The following is a 25,490-nucleotide window of genomic DNA, read 5'->3' on the forward strand; positions in this document are numbered from 1 at the left end:
ACAAGTTTTCATCCTACTTCGCCGCTTCGGTCACGGTGTCCGGAACCCCCCGGCTTGTCGCCGCGCCATGGCGGCGATCGTACCGGCCGCAGTACGGTGGGGCGCATGGACCTCGAAGCCGCGATCGCCCTGGCCGGTGCCGCCGCGAACAGCGCGGCGGGCGAGGCTGGTGCCAGCGCCTGGCGGGCGCTCGTCTCCCTGGCCCGGCGGCTCACGGGCCGCGCCGAGGCGGAGCCGGCCGCCCCTGAGCCGGAGGACCGCGACGCGCTGGTGGCGATGATCGCGGCCCGTGCCCGCGAGGACGACGCCTTCGCCGCCGCCCTGCGGGAGTGGGCGGAGACCCACCGGGAGGAGCTGGCCCCCTCGCAGACCACCGTGCACAACACCATCTCCGGTGGCGCGACCGTGCACGGGCCGGTCATCCAGACCAAGGAGATCCACGGCGGCCTCCACTTCGGCTCGTAGTTCTCCCCCACCGGGTCAGTGAGGCCCCGGGCCTCGTCCGCGTGTTGCCGCGGTCGTGCGGGCGTTCTGCCCGTCGCCGCACCATGCGCGTTGCGGTGCGTGCCGAAGCAGGGGGTCCCCCGGGAATGCTGGGAGCTGGCGAGAGGGGCGGGCGTGCGGAGAGGGAAGCGGTTCGACCGCCGGGTGCTGGCGCTTGTGGAGGTACGGGGCGGGCAGCGCGATCTTGAGGAGGCCATGGCCGCCTGCGAGCGCCAGGGCTGGCCCGTGCAGGAGGCGGGGGAGCGGGGGCAAGGGCTGACGGACGGCGTGCTGCGCCCGCGGGACGGGGCACGTGTGCTGCTCGTCGAGGTGCGGTTGTACGGCTCGGCGTGGCGGGCCGAAAGAGGTGCAGTGTGGCGCGTGCGGCGGTTGGCGCGGGAGGCGCGGCTGGAGATGTACGTGCGGCGCGCCGAGCTGGCGGACCGGGACCGCGAGCTGCTTCCCGAATGGCGCGTGCATACCACGGCACACCGGCCGGCGCCGCCGCTGGTCCGCCCGGTGCCGCGCCGCACCCTGCTGGCGTACCGGTGGGCCAGGGCCCGGGCGCGGGCCGCGGAACGTCTGGGCCTGCGCGACACCGGTGCGGTGGTCACCGGCACGCCGTCGGAGGCGTGGCGGCTGGCCCGGTTACCGCTGTCGCCGGGACGGCACGGCCCTCGGGCCTGGACGTCAGGCCGCTGGACAGCCGGGCGCGGTCCGGAACGGTGCTGCGGCGTGAGGAGGACGGGGAACGGCGCGTGACGCGCCTGGCCGGGGCGGTCGCCGCCATGGCGCTGTGCGCCGTCGTCGCCCGGGACGCGCCACCTGCGGGCCGGTGGCTGTTCGGTGCGCTGGCCGTGCTGACGATCGCGGGTATCTGGCTGCTGGTGCGGCAGTGGACGTGGGGGGAGTGGGCGGTGTGGGTCGTGCCACTGGCGTTCTCAGCCGTGGTGTCGCTCCTGGCGAGCGCGGGGTCCGTACTGCACGCCCTGTACGCGGACCAGCTCTCACTGAGTCCTGAGGAGCTGTCCGTTCCGGGCGTGTGGCAGGTCATCGCGGCGGGACGGTTGCTGTCGTACCTCAGTGTGGGGCTGCTGCTGCCGGCTGGGTGGGGCATTGCCAGGCACTATCACCTGGTGCGGCCCGGGCGCGGCAACGCGCTCGTGTACGTCGCGGTCCTGCTGATGGTGCTGGTGTCGGTGTCGGGGCTGGCCGTCGAGTCGGCGGGGCGCGCGGCCGCGGCCGTGAAGGAGGCGGCGCGGGAGGGAAGGCAACCGCCGTTGTACTTCGGCGTGACGCCGGAGTGGGCGTGCGTGGAGCCGACCGTTCCCGTGGAGCGGCTGCCGGGCGAAGGGGGGCGGGTCGACCCGTCGCGCCCGTACCTGTCGTTCGGCGTGGCGGGGGACGTCGCCGTGCTGTGGGACGCTGGCGTGAGCGGCCCGCTGAGGGTCCCGGCGGGGCAGGTGCGCCTGGTGCCTGCGCGGAGCGGCGGCGTGGAATGTGACGGCTGACGGGCGGTGCAGGCGCGGGTCAGTCGATGCCGAGGGTGGCGGCGGCGAGGCGCTGCCGCAGGCCGCGGAGGCCGCGGGGGCGGTTGTGGCGTTCGCGGGAGTAGCGGTCGAGTTCTTCGGCGAGGTGGACCGAGCGGCGTTCGACATCGAGTTCGTCGAGCATGCGGTCGACGTTGGCCAGCAGGGCGCCGTGGAGCTGCCACTGGCGGGGGTGCTCCTGGACCCGGGCCAGCAGCATGCGGGCGACGCGTTCGCGCAGGGACCGGCAGGTGTCGAGCTCCTCGGTCAGCCGTGCCTCCGCCTCCTCGGCGTTAGCGCTGACCTGGCTGGTGATCAGGACGGCGAAGGCGCTGACGGCGTCGCCGAGGCGCGTGAACAGCTCGCGCAGAGTTCCCGCCGTCTCGGTCTCGAACAGTGGTTCGTTCCTGCGGTGCTGTGCCAGGTCGGTCAGCGTGCGGGTCAGGGAGCGCAGCAGTACGGCGCAGACCTCCAGCGTGTCCAGACCGGTGCGCAGCACCATGCGGGTGAGGAGCCCTTCCTTGACGCGCGGGTTCAAACGCAGGCTCTCCTCGGCCTGGCTCAGCGAGGCGTCGACCTCCGACACCTCCTGGTCGAGACGGCGTGCCTCCTCCAGCCTGGCAGCGACGCGCGGCACCGGCGTGTGGCTCTCGTCCACCTCCTCGGAGAGGCGCAGCAGGAGATTCCGCATGCGGTTGGCCTGCGCCTCGATGTCCTCCTCTGCCGTGCTGACCCAGACCGGCGGCACGAAGACCAGGTTGAACAGCAGCCCGACGGCGGCGCCGATGAGCGTCTCCACGACGCGGTCGAGCGCGGTCTCCGTCACCTGGGTGACGCCGAGGACGAGCATGGCGCTGATGGCCACCTCGGGGACGAACTCGTGTGCCCGGACCAGGCGCCCCATGCTGAGCGCGCAGAGGATCAGCAGTCCCAGACTCCACCAGCTGAGGCCGACGATCACGCTGAAGGCCGTCGCCAGCACCACGCCGGCCACCACCGCGTTCACGCGCCGGATGCCGCTGGTGAGAGTGGCGAAGAGGGTCACCTGGACGACGAGCAGCGCCGTCAGCGGGGCCAGCAGCGGGGCGGGCACGTCCGTAAGCCAGCGGGCGGCGATGTACGCGAGCGTCGCCGCGGCGGTGGACCGCAGCGTCTGGACCACCACGGGTTCGTTGCGCCGCTGCGCGAGCTGTGCGACGCGCTCGCCCACATCGGGGGGCTTGGGCACGGACGCCTCCCTTCTTCGGGTCCGGCGTGACGACGCCGCATCGATCCTATAGGCGTTTTCTTAACATTTCGGAAATGCGGCTTGCTGCCGGCCGGACCCCAGCTCTCACGACGTGTCGGCCCGGCCGGTGCCGATGACGCCGAAGCGGTTGCCCTCCGTGCCGGCCAGCACGATGAAGGCGGCGTCCCTCGGGTACAGGTCCAGGTGCGTCTGCGGGTACGCGGGCGGCGGCGTCTCGCTCAGCGCCGGCAACAGCCCGGCCCCGGCCTGCCGCCGGCGGGAACGAGGACCGCCCAGTCGTCGGCCACCTCCTCACGCGGCACGTGCTCCAGCGCCCGGCACCAGAACTCCGCGGCCCGCCGCACGTCCGCCACGCCCACCATCACCGATCCGGTCCGCAGCATGCCCGATGCGCAGGAGCCGCCCCTGACAGCGGCGGGGCCCGATGACGCAGGATGGCGGCATGCGGCTCGAAGCCATCACCTGGGAACGGCTGACCGAGGAACTCGCCGACCGCACGGTGTCGCTGACGACGCGGGACGGCTCGCCCTGGCCGCGCGTGCTGGTCGACGGCGCCCCGGCGGCGGATCCCGGCGCCCTGGCCACGGCCCTCGCCGCCGCGGTCCGGCTGCGCGGGCGCGAGGCGCTGACCGTCGCCGCCGGCGGGTTCTGGCGTCCCGCCTCGCTCCGCCTGGAGTACGGCCGCCACGACCCGGACGCCTACTACGAGCGGTGGCTGGACACGGGCGCCCTGTGGCGTGAGGTGTTCGCGCCTCTGGAACCGGGCGGCAGCGGTGAGGTGCTGCCCGACCTGTGGGACCCCGTGCGCGACCGGGCCACCCGCAGCCCGCGCGTGCGCCTGCCGCCCGGCGGGGTGCTCCTGCTGCACGGCCCGCTGCTGCTCGGCCACTGGTTCCCCGCGGACCTGGTGGTGCACCTCAGCCTCAGCCCCGGCGCACTGGCCCGCAGAACCGCCCCGGAAGAGCAGTGGATGCTGCCCGCGTTCGCCCGCTACGAAACGGAAGTGGCCCCCGCCGACGTCGCACACGTCCTGGTGCGCGCCGATGACTCGCGCCGCCCGGCGTGGAACAACCCCCCGCGCGCCCACAGATGAGCCAAAGTCCTGCGGACCGGCCGCCTCCCGCCTCACAATGCGCGCATGCCCGTATTCCCCCGCGACGCGGACGAGCTCCCCGAACCGCACCGCGTCATCCGCGTGACGCGCTCCGACGACCCCGTCTCCGTCCTGACCGACACGGAGGCGTGGGAGGCCAGAGACGCCTATCCGGACATCGTCGGACAAGGCCCCCTCTTCGCCGTCACCGAGCAGGAACCCGACGGCCGGTGGCGGGTCCTCCTCATCGACGAGGCCGCGCCCCAGGGCTGCCGTGACGCCCTGGCATCGGTGTGCCGCCGCCGCGCCGCGGCCGCCAGGGAGGCGGGGGACGAGGCCGGGTACCGGGCGTGGATGGGCGGTGCCCACACCATGGAGTCGGAGAAGACCGACGATCTGACCGTCCGGGACTGCCGCTTCCGCATCGCCCGGGGCGACATGTTCGCCCGGCTCGGTCCCGATGGCCCCGAGCCGCCGCGCCCCAGCGACCCCGATCCGCTTCCTATCGGCGGGTCGGGCAGGAGCCGCCCGCGCTCCGAGGGGTTCCTGATCGATCCCACGGCGGCCACGGGTGTCTCCGAAGGGCTGCTGCGGGTAGACCTGCTGCGGTTCGTCTATCCCCGCAGGGGCGTGCCCGCCGACGTCTACGCCGACTCCGTCCGCGCCCGGCGCACCCATCCCGGCGGGGTGCTGCTGCCCACGGGCTTTACCGTGTCCGAGCGGAGAAACGGCAGGTGGAGCCCGGAGACCATCATCTGCCACGACACCCCGCAGGAGAGCCGCGACCAGCTCGCCGACTTCTTCGAGATGCTCCTCCCCGCTGAACTGCGTCCCCGCCTGCCAGGCCACCGCCCCGCCCCCGAGCTGCCGCAGCAGGTCATCGACCACATCGCGCGCCAGCGCCGCCTTCTTGAGCCCGGCGAGCCGACCCTGACCAGGCGCCAGCTGCGCGACTGCGCCGACGCTCTGGTCCGGCTGCGCAGCGCGCGCCTGGACACCATCGAGGCGCTGGGACGGTGTTACCGCGTCACCCGGATCGAACGCCTGGTGCGCCTTGGGCCCGACGGACCGGAGCCGCCGCGGCCCTCCGACTGGGACCCGGAGGACCCGGTCAACGTCCAGGCGGCCCGGGACCGCGCCAACGGCATCGTGGACGAGTAGCGGGTACGGGGAACACCATGCGGGCCGTCCGGCGCACCCTCAGTACACTGCTGCTCCATTTAAGTGAGTGCGGCGGTGAGACGGGGGACAGCGGCCATGGCGGACGATCCGCGGACGGGGAAGGCGGCGGCCAGGGCGCTGCCGTTTCTGGAGCAGGGCGAGCAGCTGCGGTGCGCGGCGGAGTTCCACGTGGCGCCTGGGGTGCCGGAGCCGCCGTTCTGGATGGTGCGCGAGGTCTACCCGCAGCTCGCCCCGGCCACGAAGGCCGGGACGGTGATGGCTGCGGGCGGGTACGCGCAGGACGTGCTGGTGGGCAACGTGATCGGCCGGGGCCTGCACGGCAGGGGCATGGCGGGCGGCTGGCGCTCCACCGCGGGCCGGCTGCGCATCCACGTCGTCGCGAACGCCGGCGACCTCGTGGTGACCGACCGCCGGGTGCTGGTGCTTCAGCCACGCCTGGCGCTCAAGGGGCTGAAGCCCACCGACGAGATGGTGCCCTGCTGGGAGACGGAGCGCGCGGAGATCACGGGCGTCCGCCCGCGGCCGAAGGGCGTGCTCCAGCGCGGGCGGCTGGACGTGCACTTCCGGGACGGGTCATGGATCGGGCTGGTGATGCGGTCGCCCGCGCACCGGGAGCCGATGGCGGCGGCGCTCGGCGGCGGCGAGGGAGAGGCCTGATCCCGGCCGCCGCCGGGCGGTCAGGCCGGGTGCCCGGTGTCGGCGCCGGCGAGCTGGCGGTGCACCGTGGCCAGCAGCACGGCGCCCAGCGCGACCATCACCGCGCCCAGCAGGAACGGGACGTGGACGTTGTAGTGGTCGACGAGCTTGCCCGCCGCGTAGGGCGCGAGCCCGCCGCCGATGAAGCGGACGAAGCCGTAGGTGGCTGAGGCGACGGGGCGTGGCACCGGGGCGATGCTCATGACGGCCGTGGTCACGAGCGTGTTATTGACGCCGACGAACACGCCGGAGACGATCACCGCCACGATGACCACCGCACGGTGGTCGGCCCACACGCCGATGACCGCGAGCGTGGCGGCCATCAGCACCAGGTTGCCGTACAGCGTGACCGGCGTGCCCAGGCGGTCGCGCAGCCGCGGGGCGCCGAGCACCGCGAACAGCGCCACCAGCACGCCCCAGCCGAAGAAGACCCAGCCCAGCTTGATCGCTGACAGGTTCATCAGGAACGGGGCGTAGCCGAGCATGGTGAAGAAGCCCCAGTTGTACAGCAGGCCGGTGACGCTGGTGGTGGCCAGGGCCCGGTGGCGCAGCGCCGTCAGTGGCTCGGTGAGCGATTCGGGCCGGTCGCCGCGCGGCGTGGGGGGCAGCAGGACGACGGTGGCGACGAGCGCGATCAGCATCAGCACCGACACGCCGAAGAACGGGCCGCGCCAGCTGACCTCTCCCAGCAGGCCGCCGACGAGCGGGCCGGTGGCGATGCCGACGCCCAGTGCCGTCTCGTACAGCACGATCGCCCCGGCGAAACCGCCGCTGGCGGACCCGACGATGACCGCGAGCGAGGTGGCGATGAACAGGGCGTTGCCCAGGCCCCAGCCGGCGCGGAAGCCGATGATGCCGTTCACGCTGCCGCTCGCGCCCGCCAGCGCTGCGAAGACGACGATCAGGGCGAGGCCGCTCAGCAGGGTGCGCTTGGCGCCCAGACGGCTGGAGACCCAGCCGGTGACCAGCATGGCCACGGCCGTGACCACCAGGTAGCTGGTGAAGAGCAGGGTGACCTGGCTGGGGGAGGCGTCGAGCTGCTCAGATATGGCCGGGAGGATCGGGTCAACCAGCCCGATGCCCATGAAGGACACCACGCAGGCGAAGGCCACCGCCCATACCGCCCGTGGCTGGCGGAACGGGCTGGGGGTGGCGTCGTGCGGCTGGCGGGGTGCCGGAGAGGCGGGCGGCGCGGCCTGTGCGGGCACGGCGCTGCCCGCCCCTGTTCCGGGCTGACTCATGCGGGTTATCCCTTCGCGTGTGCGATGACGGGGTGCGTACGGATGCCGTCGACCGGCTACGCGTCGTCTCGCTCGGCGGTGAGCGCGGTCAGCGCGTCGATGGTGGCCAGCAGCGCGCGCCGCTGGTCCGGCGGCAGCGTGGCGATGCGGGCGGCGAAGACCCGGGCACGTGCGGCGTGCCGGGCGTCCAGGTAGGCGCGTCCTGCCTCGGTGGCCTCGAGGAGCACGGCGCGCCGGTCCTCGGGGTCCGGCCGTTTGGCCAGCAGGCCGGCGCCGGCCAGGCGCGCGACGATGCCGGTCATGCCCGGCTGGCTGACGCGCTCCCGCGCCGCGAGGTCGGTGACCCGCAGCGGGCCGTCGGCGGCCAGCGCGCTCAGCACGGAGGTTTCCAGCAGGTTCAGCTCGCCTGGTGGGGTTGCCCTGCGGATCCAGCTCGCGGCCCGCTCCAGGGCGGCGCTCAGGCGGGTCAGATCTTCGTCGTGCTCGTCGGCCGCGTCGTCCACGCAGATAAATGTATAACACACTTATGTATGTATCCAGGGGGGCGGATGCCGCGCCAGGGCGCCGGCCGTTAGCGTGTGTCCGCATGACAACGGACATGACAATGGGCGAGGACGTGCCCGGCCGCAGCGGTGCCGGGGCGACGGTCGAGGTGCACCCGCGCGCGCTGGACCGGGCGCGGGCGGTGTACGCGCCCGCCTTCGACGGCGACCCTGACCCGGGCGAGATCGTGTGGACCTGGGTGCCGTACGAAGAGAACGACGGCAGGGGCAAGGACCGGCCCGTCCTGGTGATCGCGCGGGAGGAGAACGCCCAGACGCTGCTGGCCGTGCAGCTCACCAGCCGCGACCGGAGCCACGACCGGGAGTGGATGCCGCTCGGCACCGGGCCGTGGGACCGGGAGGCCCGCGAGTCCTGGGTGCACCTGGAACGAGTGCTGCGCGTGCACCCCAGCGGCATGCGGCGGGAGGCGTGCGCGCTGGACCGGGCGCGGTACAACCGCGTCGTCGACGCGCTGCGGCTGCGCCACGGCTGGCGGTGAACCGGGCCGGCCCGGCTTAGGGTGAGCAGCGGCCAGCTGGTGCGCACAGCGAAGGAGACCACGGCGATGACAACGCGTCCCGCAGCATCCCCCGAGCCCCCGCGGCTGGCGGAGATGCCCGCAGGCTGGCGGCGCGCGCTCGCCATCGTGGCCCACCCCGACGACCTGGAGTACGGCGCCGCGGCGGCCATCGCCGAGTGGACCGCGAGCGGCCGCGAGGTCTCCTACACGCTGGTGACCCGGGGAGAGGCCGGGATCGACGGGCTGCCGCCCGACGAGTCCGCGCGGGTGCGGGAGGCGGAGCAGCGCGCCAGCGCCGCCGTCGTGGGGGTCACCACGGTGGAGTTCCTGGACCACCGGGACGGCGTGATCGAGGAGGGGGTGGCCCTCCGGCGCGACCTGACCGCGGCGATCCGCAGGCACCGGCCGGAGCTGCTGGTCACGCTCAACCACCGCGACACCTGGGACGGGCACGCCTGGAACACCCCCGATCACCGGGCCGTGGGGCGTGCCGTCCTGGATGCGGCGGGCGACGCCGGGAACCGGTGGATCTTCCCCGAGCAGCTGGCGGACGGCGGGCTCCAGCCCTGGGGCGGGGTGCGGTGGGTCGCCGTCGCGGCCTCCCCTCAGGCCACGCACGCCCAGGCCGTCAGCGAGCGCTCCCTCGAGCGGGCCATCGCCTCGCTCGCTGAGCACCGGGCCTACATCGCGGCCCTCAGCGACCGGGCGCCGGAGGACTACGCCCGCACGCTCCTCAGCGAGAGCGCCCAGGCGGAGGCCGCGCGTTTCGGCGGCAGGGCCTGCGTGACGTTCGAGCTGTTTCCACGCTGAATCCGACGCTCTCTTCGGTGTCATTCGTGACGCTCGACACACGCATATGGGGCCCTACGACGCTGCTTAGTAACGAGTAATGACAAAGGGCTGGGACTTTGGTCCCGTGCGGGCGGGAATTTCGGACCGCTGACGCTTCTGTCTTCCTTCCCTGAGCCGGTGAGCAGGGCGCTTGAACTCGGGAAGGTGCCGCTCTCACCTGCGGTAAAGATCATCGCAAGGGACTTAATTCCCGCTGCTTTTTCTACGGCTCTTCTTAGTAATTGAGGTGCTTGCTGCGGAAGTGCGCCGGTGGTTATCAAGGTGGAGCGATAACGCCGCAAGGCGGATTTCCCCAATCGAGAGGTTGTCTCTCCCATGTCGAACTCCACCCTGAAGCGCGTCCCCGCCTTCCGTTTCCGTTCCCGTGCCGGTGCCGTCACGGCTGGCCTGTGCGCCGCGGCCCTGCTGGGTACGTCGGGCGTGGCGACGGCTGCCGGGGCGGTCGCCGACAACTCCGGTACCACCCACGTCGCCGCGGCTTTCGACTCCGCGCTGACTGCGGAGAACCTGGCCAAGTCCGCCCAGAGCCAGGCGGAGGCCCAGCAGGAGGCGGCCAAGGCCGCTGAGGCCGCTGAGGACAAGGCCAAGTCCTGGGTCAGCCCGGTCGCCGACTACGCGCTGTCCGCCTCCTTCGCCGAGAGCGGCAGCCGCTGGGCCGCCGACCACAGCGGCCAGGACTTCGCGGTCCCGTCCGGCACAGAGGTCCGCGCCGTCCACGGCGGTACCGTCGTGAAGGCCGGCGGCAACGGCGCGGGCGACGGCCCCGCGTACGGGAACGCCGTCGTGATCAAGCACTCGGACGGCACGTACACCCAGTACGCCCACCTGTCGAGCGTCGAGGTGAGCGTCGGCCAGTCGGTGTCCACGGGCCAGGAGATCGCCCGGTCCGGTAACACCGGCAACAGCAGCGGCCCCCACCTGCACTTCGAGGTGCGGACCACGCCGGACTACGGCTCGGCCATCGACCCCGTGCAGTTCCTGAAGGACAAGGACGTCAGCCTCTGACGCCTCCTGCTGTCCGGCGCCGCGACCGCTGATGCCGCGGCTGCTCACCCCGCCGATGCCCGGCGGCGGCCACCCGGCCGCCGCCGGGCACGCGTGTGCCGGGGCCCGGACACGGCGCAAGCCCGGTCAGAACAGGCGCTGCGGCAGCACGCCCTCCAGCGCGAGCAGCTCACGCTTAGCCGCCAGCCCGCCGCCGAAGCCGCCTATGCCGCCGTCCGCCGCCACCACGCGGTGGCACGGCACGATCACCGGCAGCGGGTTGGCGCCCATCGCGGCGCCCACCGCCCGGGCCGCCCCGCCGTCACCGACCCGCTCCGCCAGCTCCTGGTACCCGACGACGGTGCCGTACGGCACGGACGCGGCCAGCTCCTGCAGCACCCGCTCGGTGAAGCCCGAGACCAGCGACCAGTCCAGCGCCGTGCGGAAGGCGCGCAGGCCGCCCGCGAAGTAGCGGTCCAGCTCCGCGGCCGCCCCCGCCAGCACGGGGTCGCGGCCGTCGTCGGGCACGGGCGGGCCGCCCAGCCTCGCGGCCAGCCGCGGGAGCGCCCGGTCACGCGCCCCTCCCTCCGCGTGGAAGACGACGCTGACCAGACCGCGGCCCGTGGCCGCCAGCAGCAGCGGCCCCACCGGGGTGGCGCGCACCGTCCAGCGAAACCCGGTGCCCTTCGTCTCCGTCATGGCCCGCACCCTACGGGGCGCCACTGACAGTGACGCCCCGCGCCGGACCCGGGCACCGGGTCAGCCCGCCAGGGCGTCGTCTACCACGTCGGGCACGTCCGTGATGATTCCGTCCACTCCGAGAGCGGCCACGCGCACGGCGTCCTCCGGCTCGTTGACCGTCCAGGTCTGGACCTCCAGTGGCCTGCCATGCGGCCCGGTCAGCTCCTGCACGGCCGCGACGTACCCGGCCGTCAGGTCCGTGTACCGCGGGTTGATCTGGTCGGCGAACTCCGCGTACTAGGCCAGCTCGTCCGGGTCCGGCGTGCCCAGGAACCCCGTGGTGACGGACGGCTCCAGCTCGTGCACGGTCCGTACGGCGTCGGCGTTGAAGCTCTGGATCACCAGCTCGCCCGCCGCGTCCTCACCCAGCCAGCCCTGCTCCGCCAGCTGCACGAGCACCTCCTGTTCGATGCCCGGGTACAGCTCCGGCGACTTCAGCTCCAGCAGCAGGTCCTGACCGTTCTCCTCCAGCACCGCCAGGAACTCCGTGAGCGTCGGCACGGGCTCGCCGGCGAACTCCTCGCCGTACCAGCTGCCCGCGTCCAGCTGCGCGATCTCCGCCGCGGTGAAGTCCGACACGTTCCACGGCGCCCGGTCGGGGAAGACCTCCTCCGCGTTGGTGGTGCGCTCCAGCGTCTCGTCGTGCACCAGCACCAGCTCGCCGTCGGCGGTCCGCTGGACGTCGGTCTCGACCCACCGGGCACCAAGCTCCGCGGCGGCCTCCGCCGCCGCCACGGTGTTCTCCGGCGCGTGCCCGGAGGCTCCCCGGTGCGCGACCACGCGGGGGGCGTCCTGGCCGGGCTCCGCCGCGGCGGCCTGCCCGGCGGCCGGAGCGGCCAGGGCGGCAAGGACGGTGAGGGCGAGCGTGAGGGCCGGCGCGGACCGGCGAACGGCACGGCGTATCGGCATGGGGGACTCCTCACTCGAGAGGACCGGGACGAGAAGAGCCTGCCCCGCCGGGCGAACGGACAGACAGTACCCGGTGACCGCCGCGTGAACACCCTGGTGCTGTCCGGGGCCCTTCTGCAGCGGGGCGGCTGTCAGCGGGGCCGTTGTCAGTGGAGGGTCGTACGGTGGGGACCATGCGGCCCGTTTCTGACATCGAACGCACGGTGGCGCCTTTCAAGGTCGTCAGCCCCTACCAGCCGAGCGGCGACCAGCCGGCGGCCATCGACGAGCTGGAGCGGCGCGTCAGCGGCGGCGAGAAGGACGTCGTGCTGCTCGGCGCGACCGGCACCGGCAAGTCCGCCACGACGGCCTGGATGATCGAGCGGCTGCAGCGGCCCACCCTCGTGATGGCGCCGAACAAGACGCTTGCCGCCCAGCTGGCCAATGAGTTCCGCGAGCTGCTGCCGCACAACGCGGTCGAGTACTTCGTGTCGTACTACGACTACTACCAGCCAGAGGCGTACGTGCCGCAGACGGACACGTACATCGAGAAGGACTCCTCGATCAACGAGGAGGTCGAGCGGCTGCGGCACAGCGCGACGAACTCGCTGCTCACCCGGCGTGACGTCGTGGTCGTGGCCTCCGTCTCCTGCATCTACGGCCTGGGCACGCCGCAGGAGTACGTCGACCGCATGGTGCCGCTGCGGGTCGGCCAGGAAATCGACCGGGACGCGCTGCTGCGCCGCTTCGTGGACATCCAGTACCAGCGCAACGACATGGCGTTCACCCGCGGCACGTTCCGGGTGCGGGGCGACACCATCGAGATCTTCCCGGTCTACGAGGAGCTGGCCGTCCGCATCGAGATGTTCGGCGACGAGATCGAGGCACTGTCCACGCTCCACCCGGTCACCGGGGAGGTGGTCTCACGGGAGGAGCACCTCTACGTGTTCCCCGCCTCGCACTACGTGGCCGGCCCCGAGCGCATGGAACGGGCCATCGCGGGCATCGAGGCGGAGCTGGCGGAGCGGCTGGCGGAGCTGGAGCGGCAGGGCAAGCTGCTGGAGGCGCAGCGGCTGCGGATGCGCACGACGTACGACATCGAGATGATGCGGCAGATCGGCACCTGCTCCGGCATCGAGAACTACTCGCTGCACATCGACGGGCGCGAGCCCGGCTCGCCGCCGCACACCCTGCTCGACTACTTCCCCGACGACTTCCTCCTCGTCATCGACGAGTCGCACGTGACCGTGCCGCAGATCGGCGCCATGTACGAGGGAGACGCCTCCCGCAAGCGCACCCTCGTGGACCACGGCTTCCGGCTGCCGTCCGCCATGGACAACCGCCCGCTGAAGTGGGAGGAGTTCCTGGAGCGCATCGGGCAGACGGTGTACCTGTCGGCCACCCCCGGCCCCTACGAGCTGTCGCGCTCGGACGGCGTCGTCGAGCAGATCATCCGCCCCACCGGCCTGGTCGACCCCGAGGTCGTCGTCAAGCCCACCGAAGGCCAGATCGACGACCTGGTGCACGAGATCCGCGAGCGGACCGAGAAGGACGAGCGGGTCCTGGTCACCACCCTCACCAAGAAGATGGCGGAGGATCTCACCGACTACTTCCTGGAGCTCGGCATCCGCGTCCGCTATCTCCACAGCGACGTCGACACCCTGCGCCGTGTCGAGCTGCTGCGCGAGCTGCGCGCGGGCGAGTACGACGTCCTGGTCGGCATCAATCTGCTGCGCGAGGGGCTTGACCTGCCCGAGGTCTCGCTGGTGGCCATCCTCGACGCGGACAAGGAGGGCTTCCTCCGCTCGGGCACGTCGCTGATCCAGACCATCGGCCGTGCGGCGCGGAACGTCTCCGGCCAGGTCCACATGTACGCCGACACGGTCACGCCCGCGATGCGCAAGGCCATCGACGAGACCAACCGCCGCCGCGCCAAGCAGATCGCGTACAACGAGGCGAACGGCATCGACCCCCAGCCGCTGCGGAAGCGGATCAACGACATCGTCGCCGCCATCGCCCGCGAAGAGGTCGACACCCAGGAGCTGCTGGAGACCGGCTACCGCCAGTCCGGCAAGCCCAAGACGGCGCCGGTGCCCGGCAAGACCGCGCCGGGCAGGGAGAAGCCGCTGACGGACCGGCCCGCCACCGAGCTGGCCGAGGAGATCGAGGACCTGACCGCGCGCATGCGGGCAGCGGCCGCGGAGCTCCAGTTCGAAATCGCGGCGCGGCTGCGTGACCAGGTCGCGGAGATGAAGAAGGAGCTGCGGCAGATGCGGGAGGCCGGCCTGAAGTGACGCCGCCCCGGGGACGGCCGCGTAGGCTGGCCCCAGGCACAGGCGCCAGGAGGGAGACCGGTGTGAGCGTCAGCCTGTCACGGGGCCAGTCCCTCACCCTGGACGCCCGGACGCCGGGCGGCGGACAGCCCACCGTCCGGATGGGCCTGGGATGGAAGGCCGCACCTCACTCCGGCGGCCTGGTCTCCCGGCTGCTGCGCGGCCCGCGCGGCATCGACCTGGACGCCTCGGCCGTGCTCTTCTCCGGGCAGCATGCCGCGGACGTCGTCTACTTCCGGAAGCTGACCAGCGACGACGGCTCCGTCACCCACACCGGGGACAGCCATACCGGTGGCGCCGGGCGGGAGGACAACGAGTCGATCACCGTGCGGCTGGCCCAGGTCCCGGAGCGGATCGACCAGATCTTCTTCACCGTCACCTCCTTCACCGGCCAGGCGTTCACCCGGCTCGGCGAGGCGTTCTGCCGGCTGGTCGAGGAGTCCACCGGCCGGGAACTGGCCCGGTACACGCTGTCCGGCGGCGGGGACGACGCCAAGGTCACCGCCCAGATCATGGCGAAGGTGCGGCGTGAGGACGCCGGGTGGCGGATGACCGCACTGGGGGTGCCCGCCACCGGCCGCACCCTGCAGGACCTGCTGCCCGCCCTCACCCCTTTGTTGTGAGCCTTCGTTTGTGAGCCTTCGCTGTGAGCCGGCCGGGGAGCGAGGGCGGGCCGTCCGCTACCGCCGGACGGTGACCGACACCGACTGCCGCTCGCCGCTGACGCCGACCGTCAGCCGCACCGTTCCCGGCCGCAGTCCGGTCAGCTCACCGGTGGCCGGATCAAAGGCGGCGACGTGCCGCCCGGTGGCGCGCTCGGCCGGGCCGAGGAACAGGTCCCGCGAGCCTGACCAGTCGGCGCTCACGGGGAACGCGACGGGCACCTCCCGGGCCTGCTGCCCCTGCCCCTGGATCACGGTGGCCTGGACCTCGGCGGTCTCGCCGCGCCGCAGCGCCGCGGGCGCCTGGAGCGTCAGGCCGTCCGCGTGCGGCATCGTCTGGACCGTCACCCAGTCCGGCAGCGCCTCGTGCGGTGCCCGCCGGGCCCGCGCCTGCTCGCCGGGTGTCACCCGGTCGACGCCGACCACGGCCCAGCCGGTGAAACCGCCGTCGCCGGGCGCGGCGGACGGGGCCTTGCCCGCGTTGCCGCCGATGACGTAGGGCACGCCCTCCAGGTGGTAGGAGTCGAACACGCCGACGTGGGCGCCCAGATAGACCACGCCCTTGCCGGTCTGGCGGCGGAAGTCCGCCAGCCAGCTCTCCAGCAGCATGGCCTCCCGGCGGTCCGTCAGCTGGCTCGCGGGGTGGGCCGTCGTGTCGCGCGGCGGCACGTGCCCGATGACCACCACCGCGCCGACGGTAGGGTCGGCGGCGGCGTCGTCGAGCTGCTCCCGCAGCTGCGCGACCTGGTCGTACCCCGCGCCGCGCAGCGTCAGCGAGGAGGTGTCCAGGGTGAGGAAGCGGATGCCGCGGTGGTCGAACGCCAGCCGTGCGTCGCCGAACTCGGCCTCGAACTGCTCCAGTGACCCGCCCATTACCTCGTGGTTGCCCGGGACGTAGACCCAGGGCGTGTCGCCGAGCTCCTCCTCAATGACCCGTCGCGCGAAGGCGAGATCCGCGGGCGAGCCCTCGTCCACCCAGTCGCCGTTGATGACGACGAACTCCGGGTCCGAGGCCCGGGCCTCCCGGAGCGTGCGCCGCGCCTGCGCGACGGTCTCGCTGTCCGGCTCCCGCGCCACGAACTGCGCGTCGGACACGACGGCGAAGCGCCAGTCGCGGTCCGCCGCCTCCGTGCCCGGGCCGATCACGCCGGCGCCGGCGTCCGCGCCGGCGGCCGGGAGCTCCGCCTCCGGCGGCGTCCGCGCGGTGAGCTCGTCGATCACGATCTCGCCCTCGTACTGCTGGTCCGGGCGGGTCTCGGCGACGTAGAACCGGTGCACCGACAGCGGGTAGGCCACGCCCTCGGGGACGGCGAAGGTCACGTTGCGCCAGCCCTCCCAGGTGAGGTAGTCCCCGCGCAGCACGTGGCTCGTGCCCTGCGCGTCCGTGACCTCCAGGGACGGCCAGGCGCCGTGCCCGTCGCCGTAGATCCACAGCGAAAAGCTCTGCGGCTGGCCGGCGACGGGGATGTCCTGCGGCGCGGTGGCGTACGCGGCGCGTGTCGCCGTGTCCTGGGAGAAGTCGTACGTCAGGCGCAGGCCCGTGCCCTGCCGTCCCGCCGGCTCGGGGGCCAGCGAGCCGCCGGCGCGGGCGTGGCTGAACGACCAGTCGGCCGCGTCCTCTAAGTCTGCCGTGAGCACGTCGTGCAGGCCGATGGTGACGACCAGCTCGGTGACGGTGCCGCCGACCGTGGCGGTGACCGTGGCCGCGCCCGAGACCTGGCCCGGGGCGGCGGTGACCGTGAAGCCGCCGGAGCGGGAGTCGGGCTCGACCGTGATCACGGAGGTGTCGTAGCTGAGTGCCACGTCGGACGGCTCGATCGGTGCGGAGTTGCCCGCCGCGTCATAGCCGACGAGGCCGAACGCCGCGCGGTCCGTGGCGTCGGCCAGGCCCACCCGCCGCTTTGTGGGCTCCACGCGCGCCAGCTCGCCGAGTACCGTCAGCTCCATCGAGCCGCGCGCGTCACCTTCCGCCGCCGTCACCTCCGTGCTGCCGGGGCGCCTGGCGGTGAACACGCCCTCCTGGGAGACCGTGCCGACGCGCCTGCTGCCGGTGGACCAGCGCGGGTCTCCCTCGGCGGGGCCGTACGTCTCGTCGTAGCCGGTGGCCGTCAGCTGCCGGGTCAGGCCGGGGAAGACGCGTTCGGGGTGGCCGCCGGGCACCGTGTCCGCGGTCGGCGCCGCCGCCGGGCTGGCCGCGGTGGCCACCGTGAAGCCCGTGAGGCGGCCGCTGCCCTCGGGCGCGGTGACGGCGAGGCCGTTGGGTACGGGCCGCTCCCGGCCGTCGGAGGGGCTGTTGACGACTTCGGGCGCGGATCCGCCGGGGGCGCGGGCCAGCAGGGTGGTGGAGCCGCCGCCGTCGAGGTTAAGCGCCGAGTAGGCGCCGAGGTCCGCCATCATCCCGGCCAGTCCGGTCAGCGTCACGCCGGCCGAGCGGGCCTGGCGGCCGTCCACGGTCAGGACGTACATCTCCTGGCCGTCCCGGGAGAAACCCACGGCGGTGCGCGGGGCGGCCGCGTTGTTGGGCTGCCCCTCCCAGTTCACCGGTTCGCCGTCCTCGACGAGCACGCCGCGGCCGCTGACGGCGGTGCGCGGCAGCGGGCCGCCATCGCCGGTGCGCGGGGCGTAGGCGATGTCCACGGTGTCGCCCGCCGTCAGGGCACCGAGGATGTCCGCCCCCTCGCCGCGGCCGAGCAGCACCGTGGAGCCGCTGGGGATGCGGCCCTCGCCGGGCTCGTCCGACACGGCGGTGACCTCGCCGTCCGCCAGCGTCACCTCGGTGACGGCGGTGGCGCCCGGCACCGTCAGCGCCCGGTCGGCGTCGCCCCACTGCGGGGTGTAGACGCCTACCCCGTCATCGGGGACCCGGGCGGCGTTGTAGGCCGCCAGCGGGGCCTGGGTGCCGTCTGGCAGCGTGAGCGTGCCGTCGAAGTACAGCTCCAGGACGCGTCCGGCGTCGCCGGGCCCGATGCCCACGGCCTCGCTGCTGCCCTCGGCCGCGGACTGCGTCAGCTCGCCGCCGGAGATGCCCGAGCCGACCGGGGCGCCGGTGGCGTTGATGTCGTAGAAGTCGCCGTTGAGCGCCGCGACTGTGGTGCGGCCCTCGCCCGGGTCGTGCGCGGCTGCCAGGTCACTGACCGTACCGCTGCCGGTGACGTCTTCCCCCGCGAGGTAGTCGATCTCCAGATCGCTCGTCAGGTCCAGGGTCAGGGCCTGCGCGGCGAGCCACCCTCCCGGTTCGAGTGACTCGTAGGTCGTCAGCTGGGCCCCGGGGGCCACCGGCCGTTCGGTGCGGGACAGTTCGAGAGCGCCGTCCGGCACAGCGGACGCCGGAGCCGGGGCCGGGCTGACGGCGGAGCCGGGGGACGCCGGGGCGGGTGCCGCGGCGGCCGCGGGCGCGAGGCCGAGCGCGACCGCCGCCACGGTGACCGCGGCGGCCAGCGCCCGCGGGCGCGGGGCGGCGGCGAACGCTCTTCCTGACAGGGGATCGTCCACTAAGAACTCCTTGCACACGCTGGTCCGCTGAACGCACGTCATGCGCGTGGGGCCAGCGTGGCAAGCGCGCCGGGACGGCGCCAGGGCGCCGGCGGGAACTTCCGGCGAACGGCCCCCTGCCGTCAGGAGACGAGCGGCAGCATGTCGCGGAGGAACTTGCCGGTGTGGCTCGCCGGTACCTCGGCGACCTGCTCCGGCGTGCCCTCGGCGACCACGAGGCCGCCGCCGTGCCCGCCCTCCGGGCCCATGTCGATCACCCAGTCGGCGGTCTTGATGACGTCCAGGTTGTGCTCGATGACGATCACCGTGTTGCCCTTGTCGACCAGGCCGGACAGCACCGCGATCAGCTTGCGGATGTCCTCGAAGTGCAGGCCGGTGGTCGGCTCGTCCAGCACGTAGACGGTGTTGCCCGTCGAACGGCGCTGGAGCTCGGCGGCCAGCTTCACGCGCTGCGCTTCGCCACCGGAGAGCGTCGGCGCTGGCTGCCCCAGCCGCACGTACCCCAGGCCCACGTCATTGAGCGTGCGCAGGTGGCGCGCGATGGCGGGCACCGCCTCGAAGAAGTCGCACGCCTCCTCGATCGGCATGTCGAGCACCTCGGCGATCGACTTGCCCTTGTAGTGCACCTCCAGCGTCTCCCGGTTGTACCGGGCGCCGTGGCAGACCTCGCAGGGGACGTACACGTCCGGCAGGAAATTCATCTCGATCTTGATGGTGCCGTCGCCGGAGCAGTTCTCGCAGCGGCCGCCCTTGACGTTGAAGGAGAAGCGGCCCGGCTGGTACCCGCGCACCTTCGCCTCGGTCGTCTCCGCGAACAGCCGGCGGATGTGGTCGAAGACACCCGTGTACGTCGCCGGATTGGAGCGCGGGGTACGCCCGATCGGCGACTGGTCGACGTGCACCACCTTGTCCACCTGGTCGTCGCCGGTGACGCGGGTGTGCCGGCCGGGCACGGTCTTCGCGCCGTTCAGCTCGCGGGCCAGGTGCGTGTAGAGGATGTCGTTGACCAGTGTCGACTTACCGGAGCCCGAGACGCCGGTCACCGCGGTGAGCACGCCGAGCGGGAAACTCACGTCGATGTTGCGCAGGTTGTTGGCGCGGGCGCCGTGCACCGTCAGGCGGCGCCTGGGGTCGGTCGGCCGCCGCATCGCGGGCACCGGGATCGACTTCTCGCCCGAGAGGTACTGGCCCGTCAGCGAGTCCGGGTTGGCCAGCAGCTCCTTCAGCGGACCGCTGTGCACGACCTTGCCGCCGTGCTCCCCGGCGCCCGGGCCGATGTCCACCACCCAGTCCGAGGTCCTGATGGTGTCCTCGTCGTGCTCCACGACGATCAGGGTGTTGCCCAGGTCCCGCAGGCGCACCAGGGTTTCGATCAGCCGGTGGTTGTCCCGCTGGTGCAGCCCGATCGACGGCTCGTCGAGCACGTACAGCACGCCGACGAGGCCCGAGCCGATCTGCGTCGCCAGCCGGATCCGCTGCGCCTCGCCGCCCGAGAGGGTGGCCGCCGCCCGGTCCAGCGAGAGGTAGTCCAGGCCGACGTCCACCAGGAAGCGGAGCCGCTCGTTGACCTCCTTCAGGACGCGCTCGGCGATCTTCTTCTCGCGCGCGGTCAGCTTCATGCCGCCCAGGAACTCGGCGCACTCGCTGATCGACATGCTGGCGACCTCGGCGATCGACTTCCCCTGCACCGTCACTGCCAGCACCAGCGGCTTCAGGCGCGTGCCGTGGCAGGCGGGGCAGGGGGCCTGGCGCATGTAGCCCTCGAAGCGCTCGCGGGAGGAGTCCGACTCGGCTTCCGCGTGCCGGCGGCGGATGTACGGCACCGCGCCCTCGAAGGTGGTGGTGAACGCCCGCTCCTGCCCGTGGCGGTTCTCGTAGCGGACATCGATCCGGGTCTTGTGGCCGTACAGCAGGGCCTTCTTGGCGCGCTGCGGCAGCCCTTGCCACGGGACGTCGGTGCGGAAGTTCAGCGCTTCCGCGAGAGCGCCGATCAGCAGGCCGAAGTAGCCCCTGGTGTGTCCGTGGGACCAGGGGTGGATGGCCCCTTCCTCCAGCGTCTTCTCCGGGTCGGGGACGATCAGCTCCGGGTCCACCTCCATCCGCGTGCCGATGCCGGTGCACTCCGGGCACGCGCCGAAGGGGGAGTTGAACGAGAACGTCCGCGGCTCCAGCTCCTCGAACGACAGGTCGTCGTACGGGCAGTACAGATGCTCGGAGAACATCCGCTCCCGCTGCGGGTCGTCTGGCGGCAGGTCGACGAAGTCGAGGATGACCATGCCGCCCGACAGCCCGAGCGCCGTCTCGACTGAGTCCGTCAGCCGCCGCTTGGCGCTCTCCTTCACCGTCAGCCGGTCCACCACCACCTCGATGGTGTGCTTCTCCTGCTTCTTCAGCTTCGGCGGATCCGACAGCTGCACCGTCGTGCCGTCCACCCGGGCCCGGCTGTACCCCTTGGCCTGGAGGTCGGCGAAGAGGTCGGCGTACTCGCCCTTGCGTTCGCGCACCAGCGGGGACAGCACCTGGAAGCGGCTGCCCTCCTCCAGGCCGAGCACCTTGTCCACGATCGCCTGCGGCGACTGCCGGGCGATCGGCCGCCCGCACTCGGGGCAGTGCGGCTTGCCGATGCGCGCGAAGAGCAGCCGGAGGTAGTCATAGACCTCCGTGATGGTGCCGACCGTGGAGCGGGGGTTGCGGGAGGTGGACTTCTGGTCGATCGACACCGCGGGGGAGAGGCCCTCGATGAAATCGACGTCCGGCTTGTCCATCTGCCCCAGGAACTGCCGGGCGTATGCGGAGAGCGACTCCACGTAGCGGCGCTGGCCCTCGGCGAAGATCGTGTCGAAGGCGAGGGAGGACTTGCCCGACCCCGACAGGCCCGTGAAGACGATCAGCGAGTCGCGGGGGAGGTCCAGCGAGACGTTCTTCAGGTTGTGCTCGCGAGCTCCACGGATGACGAGTCGGTCGGCCACGCCGGATGACACCTTTCCTGTCTGTCTGGGGGAACCGCGGCACGCGGAAGACCCCTGTCAAGGGTAGGGGCGGCGACTGACAACCGGTCCCGCGTGCGGTGGCTGCGAGGAGTCAGCCTATAGCACGCACGTTCGATTATCGGCCGGATGCCTCTTCCGTTCAGTGGTTTCACTCAAAGGAGTGAGGCAGGTACCGCGTGCCCGCACGCACCGCCCCCGCGGCGGACTCCCCGGACTGCCCGGGCCCGGGCAGCGGCGGTGGCCTCGTGCGCTGCCGCGCCACGGCCTCCCCGCGCCATGGTGCCACCGCCTCTGCCCCGGTGCCCGCGCTGTCCGGCCGCCGGGCACGCGGCCCCCCGCTGCCGCCCCGCCCCGCTCCGCTCTGGAACACTGAGCGACATGTCCTACAGCGGAAAGGTGACCGTGGGCGGCCCGGCGGACGTCCACGAACTGACGCGGCTGATCATCTCCAAGGTCGCCGTCGGCCCCATGGAGAACAACGCCTACCTGCTGCGCTGCCGCCAGACCGGCGAGCAGCTGCTCATCGACGCCGCCGACGAGCCCGGCACGCTGCTCCGCCTCATCGGTGACGACGGCATCACCGCCGTCCTCACCACCCACCGCCACCCCGACCACTGGCAGGCCCTGGCGCCCGTCGTCCGCGCCACCGGCGCCCGCACCTATGCCGGACGCCTCGACGCCGAGGGCATCCCCGTGCCCACCGACGTCCTGCTGGACGACCGCGACACGCTCACCATCGGCGACTGCCGTTTCACCGCCCGCCACCTGACCGGTCACACCCCCGGGTCCATCGTGCTCGTCTACGACGACCCCGACGGCCACCCCCACATCTTCACCGGCGACTGCCTCTTCCCGGGCGGCGTCGGCAACACCCGCGGCGACGCCCGCGCGTTCGCCAGCCTGCTGCACGGCGTCGAGACCAAGCTCTTCGGCGAACTGCCCGACGAAACCTGGGTCTACCCGGGCCACGGCGACGACACGACCCTCGGCGCGGAGCGCCCCCACCTGGAAGAGTGGCGCGAACGCGGCTGGTAACGCGGTGTCCGGGCCCGGCAGTAGGGTGGCGACCATGGCCGATCCCTCCTCCTACCGCCCCAAGCCGGGCGAGATCCCCGACTCGCCGGGCGTCTACCGCTTCCGCGACGCGCACCGCAGGGTGATCTATGTCGGGAAGGCCAAGAGCCTGCGCCAGCGCCTGTCCTCCTACTTCCAGGACCTCTCCGGGCTCCACCCCAGGACGGCGACCATGGTCACCACGGCGGCCTCCGTCGAGTGGACCGTGGTGTCCACGGAGGTCGAGGCGCTCCAGCTGGAGTACTCCTGGATCAAGGAGTACAGCCCGCGGTTCAACGTCAAGTACCGCGACGACAAGAGCTACCCCTCGCTCGCGGTCACGATGAACGAGGAGATCCCCCGCGCCCAGGTGATGCGCGGCCCCAAGAAGAAGGGCGTGCGGTACTTCGGCCCCTACGCCCACGCCTGGGCCATCCGCGAGACGGTCGACCTGCTGCTGCGGGTCTTCCCCATCCGCACCTGCTCGGCCGGCGTCTTCAAGCGCGCCCGCGCCGTCGGCCGCCCCTGCCTGCTCGGCTACATCAACAAGTGCTCCGCGCCCTGCACCGGCCGCGTCACTCCGGAGGAACACCGCCGCCTCGCCGAGGAGTTCTGCGACTTCATGGCGGGCCGCACCGGCACCTACCTGCGCCGCCTGGAAGCGGAGATGCACCAGGCAGCCGAGCGCCTGGAATACGAGCGGGCCGGCCGGCTGCGCGACGACATCGAGGCGCTCAAGCGCGCCATGGAGAAGAACGCGGTGGTGCTCGCCGACGCCACCGACGCCGACGTCATCGCCCTGGCTGAGGACGAGCTCGAGGCCGCCGTCCAGATCTTCCACGTGCGCGGCGGCCGGGTCCGCGGGCAGCGCGGCTGGGTCACCGACAAGGTAGAGAACGTCAGCACGCCCGGGCTCGTCGGCCACGCGCTCCAGCAGCTCTACGGCGACGAGAGCGGCGAGGGCGTGCCCCGCGAGGTCCTCGTCCCCGCCCTGCCCGAGCCCGCCGAGCCGCTGGCCGACTGGCTCAGCCAGCGCCGCGGCTCCCGCGTCAGCCTGCGCGTGCCCCGCCGCGGCGACAAGCGGGACCTGATGGAGACGGTCGCGCGCAACGCCCAGCAGGCGCTCGCGCTGCACAAGACGAAACGCGCCTCCGACCTGACGACGCGCTCCCGTGCCCTGGAGGAGATCGCCGAGGCGCTCGCCCTGGACTCTGCCCCCCTGCGCATCGAGTGCTTCGACGTCTCGCACTTCCAGGGCGACGACGTGGTCGCCTCCATGGTGGTCTTCGAAGACGGCCTCGCCCGCAAGAGCGAGTACCGGCGGTTCCAGATCAAGGGCTTCGCCGGCCAGGACGACGTCCGCGCCATGCACGAGGTGATCACCCGCCGTTTCCGCCGCTACCTGCGGGAGCAGGAGAAGACCGGCACCTGGGCCGGGGACGGCGCCGGGCAGGAGCCGGACGGGGAACCGCGGACCGCAGCCGGCGCGTCTGGCCCGGAGGACGACGGCCGCCCCAGGAGGTTCGCCTATCCGCCGCAGCTGGTGGTCGTGGACGGCGGCCAGCCTCAGGTGGCCGCCGCCCGCCGTGCCATGGACGAGCTGGGCATAGACGATGTCGCCGTCTGCGGCCTGGCCAAGCGGCTCGAGGAGGTCTGGCTGCCGGGCGAGGACGACCCCGTCATCCTTCCCCGCACCAGCGAGGGGCTGTACCTGCTCCAGCGGGTGCGGGACGAGGCGCACCGCTTCGCCATCCGCTACCAGCGCAGCAAGCGGTCACGGGCGATAAGGAAGGGTCCCCTCGACGCCGTGCCCGGCCTCGGGGAGACCCGCAAGAAAGCACTGCTCAAGCACTTCGGCTCGGTGAAGCGCCTGAAGGCGGCCACCGTCGAGGAGATCAGCGAGGTGCCGGGCATCGGCCGCAAGACGGCCGAGGCCGTCGCCGCCTCCCTCGCCGGCAGCCAGTCCCCGGCGCCCGCGGTCAACACCGCGACCGGAGAGATCATCGAAGACTGACACGGACACCTTCACACACTCGACACACGGGGGACGGCCACATGAACGAACCGACCTCAGACGCGGCGGCCGACGAGGCCATGGCCATGCCGGAGCTGGTGATCATCTCCGGCATGTCCGGTGCCGGGCGCTCCACCGCCGCGAAGTGCCTGGAGGATCTCGGCTGGTTCGTCGTCGACAACCTCCCGCCCGCCCTCATCCCCACCATGGTCGACCTCGGCGCCCGCTCCCAGGGCAACGTCGCCCGCATCGCCGTCGTCGTCGATGTCCGCGGCCGCAGCTTCTTCGACTCGCTGCGGGAGTCGCTGACCGACCTCGACGCCAAGGGGGTCACGCGCCGCATCGTCTTCCTCGAGGCCTCGGACAACGCGCTGGTCCAGCGGTTCGAGTCGGTCCGCCGCCCGCACCCGCTCCAGGGCGACGGCCGGATCGTCGACGGCATCGCGGCCGAGCGCGACCTGCTCCGGGAGCTGCGCGGCGACGCCGACCTGGTGATCGACACCTCCAACCTCAACGTGCACGAGCTGCGCGCCAAGATGGACGCGCAGTTCACGGGCGCGGACGAGCCGGAGCTGCGTGCCACGGTGATGTCCTTCGGCTACAAGTACGGCCTGCCGGTGGACGCGGACCACGTGGTGGACTGCCGCTTCCTGCCCAATCCGCACTGGGTGCCCGAGCTGCGCCCGTACACGGGCACCAGCGAGGAGGTCGCGGGGTACGTGTTCAACCAGCCGGGGGCCAAGGAGTTCCTCGACCGCTATGCGGAGCTGCTGCGGCTCGTCGCCGACGGCTACCGGCGCGAGGGCAAGCGGTACGTGACCATCGCCGTGGGCTGCACCGGCGGCAAGCACCGCAGCGTCGCCATGTCGGAGCGGCTCGCGCGGCGGCTGGCCGCCGACGGCGTCGAGACCGTCGTCGTCCACCGGGACATGGGGCGCGAATAGA

Annotated in this window: 22 protein-coding genes and 1 pseudogene; 14 read left to right on the forward strand and 9 right to left on the reverse strand. The window is 72.6% G+C overall.

Annotated features, from left to right (window positions below; genetic code table 11):
- Window positions 1-105: 105 nt before the first annotated feature.
- The 3 genes from JK356_RS20690 (at window position 106) to JK356_RS20700 (ending at window position 1,994) form a co-directional block, all read left to right on the forward strand.
- On the forward strand, window positions 106-465 hold the full coding sequence (locus JK356_RS20690; protein ID WP_201870206.1) for a hypothetical protein: 360 nt from the start codon (window positions 106-108) through the stop codon (window positions 463-465).
- A 153-nt stretch (window positions 466-618) separates the two neighbouring features.
- Window positions 619-1,245, forward strand: a complete 627-nt coding sequence (locus JK356_RS20695; RefSeq protein ID WP_201870207.1) for a hypothetical protein — start codon at window positions 619-621, stop codon at window positions 1,243-1,245.
- Window positions 1,242-1,994: a hypothetical protein gene (locus JK356_RS20700; RefSeq protein WP_201870208.1), complete on the forward strand. Its 753-nt coding sequence runs from the start codon at window positions 1,242-1,244 to the stop codon at window positions 1,992-1,994. The genes JK356_RS20695 and JK356_RS20700 overlap by 4 nt, the downstream gene beginning before the upstream one ends.
- Before the next feature lie 19 nt (window positions 1,995-2,013).
- On the opposite strand, the gene JK356_RS20705 is transcribed toward JK356_RS20700, so the two are convergent.
- From JK356_RS20705 to JK356_RS22465, 3 genes are all read right to left on the reverse strand, one after another.
- Window positions 2,014-3,240, reverse strand: coding sequence for an aromatic acid exporter family protein (locus JK356_RS20705; RefSeq protein WP_201870209.1), 1,227 nt, complete (start codon window positions 3,238-3,240; stop codon window positions 2,014-2,016).
- 105 nt (window positions 3,241-3,345) lie between these two features.
- A complete protein-coding gene (locus JK356_RS22460) occupies window positions 3,346-3,492 on the reverse strand; it encodes a hypothetical protein (RefSeq protein ID WP_307815812.1) in 147 nt (48 codons plus the stop codon).
- Window positions 3,480-3,644, reverse strand: coding sequence for a hypothetical protein (locus tag JK356_RS22465; RefSeq protein ID WP_307815813.1), 165 nt, complete (start codon window positions 3,642-3,644; stop codon window positions 3,480-3,482). Before JK356_RS22465 ends, JK356_RS22460 begins: the two co-directional genes overlap by 13 nt.
- A 59-nt stretch (window positions 3,645-3,703) precedes the next feature.
- On the opposite strand from JK356_RS22465, the gene JK356_RS20715 reads away from it, so the two are divergent.
- The 3 genes from JK356_RS20715 to JK356_RS20725 all read left to right on the forward strand — a co-directional run bounded on the left by JK356_RS20715 (window position 3,704) and on the right by JK356_RS20725 (window position 6,193).
- The gene (locus JK356_RS20715) at window positions 3,704-4,354 is read left to right on the forward strand and encodes a uridine kinase (RefSeq protein WP_201870210.1); all 651 of its coding nucleotides are present in this window, start codon (window positions 3,704-3,706) and stop codon (window positions 4,352-4,354) included.
- 45 nt (window positions 4,355-4,399) lie between these two features.
- Window positions 4,400-5,515: a DUF5954 family protein gene (locus tag JK356_RS20720; protein WP_201870211.1), complete on the forward strand. Its 1,116-nt coding sequence runs from the start codon at window positions 4,400-4,402 to the stop codon at window positions 5,513-5,515.
- A 96-nt stretch (window positions 5,516-5,611) separates the two neighbouring features.
- Entirely contained in the window at window positions 5,612-6,193 is a 582-nt protein-coding gene (locus tag JK356_RS20725; RefSeq protein WP_201870212.1) for a hypothetical protein, read from the forward strand.
- Window positions 6,194-6,213: 20 nt separating this feature from the next.
- Here JK356_RS20725 and JK356_RS20730 read toward each other — a convergent pair whose 3' ends face one another.
- Window positions 6,214-7,473: an MFS transporter gene (locus JK356_RS20730; RefSeq protein WP_201870213.1), complete on the reverse strand. Its 1,260-nt coding sequence runs from the start codon at window positions 7,471-7,473 to the stop codon at window positions 6,214-6,216.
- 56 nt (window positions 7,474-7,529) lie between these two features.
- Window positions 7,530-7,976, reverse strand: coding sequence for a MarR family transcriptional regulator (locus tag JK356_RS20735; protein WP_201870214.1), 447 nt, complete (start codon window positions 7,974-7,976; stop codon window positions 7,530-7,532).
- An 83-nt stretch (window positions 7,977-8,059) separates the two neighbouring features.
- Here JK356_RS20735 and JK356_RS20740 point away from each other — a divergent pair, with 83 nt between their 5' ends.
- The 3 genes from JK356_RS20740 to JK356_RS20750 all read left to right on the forward strand — a co-directional run bounded on the left by JK356_RS20740 (window position 8,060) and on the right by JK356_RS20750 (window position 10,393).
- Window positions 8,060-8,515, forward strand: coding sequence for a type II toxin-antitoxin system PemK/MazF family toxin (locus JK356_RS20740; RefSeq protein ID WP_374100691.1), 456 nt, complete (start codon window positions 8,060-8,062; stop codon window positions 8,513-8,515).
- A 66-nt stretch (window positions 8,516-8,581) separates the two neighbouring features.
- Window positions 8,582-9,346, forward strand: coding sequence for a PIG-L deacetylase family protein (locus tag JK356_RS20745; protein ID WP_236671677.1), 765 nt, complete (start codon window positions 8,582-8,584; stop codon window positions 9,344-9,346).
- Between the two features lie 357 nt (window positions 9,347-9,703).
- Complete coding sequence (locus JK356_RS20750; RefSeq protein WP_201870215.1) at window positions 9,704-10,393, forward strand: M23 family metallopeptidase; 690 nt, start codon at window positions 9,704-9,706, stop codon at window positions 10,391-10,393.
- A gap of 126 nt (window positions 10,394-10,519) precedes the next feature.
- Here JK356_RS20750 and JK356_RS20755 read toward each other — a convergent pair whose 3' ends face one another.
- Both JK356_RS20755 and JK356_RS20760 read right to left on the reverse strand, forming a co-directional pair.
- Window positions 10,520-11,071: a methylated-DNA--[protein]-cysteine S-methyltransferase gene (locus tag JK356_RS20755; RefSeq protein WP_201870216.1), complete on the reverse strand. Its 552-nt coding sequence runs from the start codon at window positions 11,069-11,071 to the stop codon at window positions 10,520-10,522.
- Window positions 11,072-11,131: 60 nt separating this feature from the next.
- Window positions 11,132-12,022, reverse strand: a pseudogene (locus JK356_RS20760) (glycerophosphodiester phosphodiesterase).
- Between the two features lie 173 nt (window positions 12,023-12,195).
- Here JK356_RS20760 and uvrB point away from each other — a divergent pair.
- Together uvrB and JK356_RS20770 are read left to right on the forward strand one after the other, a co-directional pair.
- On the forward strand, window positions 12,196-14,295 hold the full coding sequence (gene uvrB / locus JK356_RS20765; protein ID WP_201870217.1) for an excinuclease ABC subunit UvrB: 2,100 nt from the start codon (window positions 12,196-12,198) through the stop codon (window positions 14,293-14,295).
- Window positions 14,296-14,357: 62 nt separating this feature from the next.
- Window positions 14,358-14,957 carry a TerD family protein gene (locus JK356_RS20770; RefSeq protein WP_201870218.1) on the forward strand — a complete coding sequence of 200 codons (600 nt, stop codon included), beginning with the start codon at window positions 14,358-14,360 and terminating at the stop codon, window positions 14,955-14,957.
- 57 nt (window positions 14,958-15,014) lie between these two features.
- Here the strand turns inward: JK356_RS20770 and JK356_RS20775 are convergent, their stop codons facing one another.
- Both JK356_RS20775 and uvrA read right to left on the reverse strand, forming a co-directional pair.
- Window positions 15,015-18,488, reverse strand: a complete 3,474-nt coding sequence (locus JK356_RS20775) for a phosphodiester glycosidase family protein (RefSeq protein WP_307815814.1) — start codon at window positions 18,486-18,488, stop codon at window positions 15,015-15,017.
- A 122-nt stretch (window positions 18,489-18,610) separates the two neighbouring features.
- Complete coding sequence (gene uvrA / locus JK356_RS20780) at window positions 18,611-21,457, reverse strand: excinuclease ABC subunit UvrA (protein WP_201870220.1); 2,847 nt, start codon at window positions 21,455-21,457, stop codon at window positions 18,611-18,613.
- A gap of 399 nt (window positions 21,458-21,856) precedes the next feature.
- Between uvrA and JK356_RS20785 the strand changes: the two genes are divergently transcribed.
- From JK356_RS20785 to rapZ, 3 genes are read left to right on the forward strand one after another with little or no spacing between them, the layout of a single operon-like run.
- A complete protein-coding gene (locus tag JK356_RS20785) occupies window positions 21,857-22,513 on the forward strand; it encodes an MBL fold metallo-hydrolase (protein ID WP_201870221.1) in 657 nt (218 codons plus the stop codon).
- A 34-nt stretch (window positions 22,514-22,547) separates the two neighbouring features.
- The gene (uvrC, locus tag JK356_RS20790) at window positions 22,548-24,545 is read left to right on the forward strand and encodes an excinuclease ABC subunit UvrC (RefSeq protein WP_201870222.1); all 1,998 of its coding nucleotides are present in this window, start codon (window positions 22,548-22,550) and stop codon (window positions 24,543-24,545) included.
- Window positions 24,546-24,586: 41 nt separating this feature from the next.
- Complete coding sequence (rapZ, locus tag JK356_RS20795; protein WP_201870223.1) at window positions 24,587-25,489, forward strand: RNase adapter RapZ; 903 nt, start codon at window positions 24,587-24,589, stop codon at window positions 25,487-25,489.
- Window position 25,490: the final 1 nt, after the last annotated feature.

Origin of the sequence: Streptomyces sp. 7-21, assembly GCF_016741785.1 — a bacterium.
In the GTDB taxonomy this organism is placed as follows: domain Bacteria; phylum Actinomycetota; class Actinomycetes; order Streptomycetales; family Streptomycetaceae; genus Streptomyces.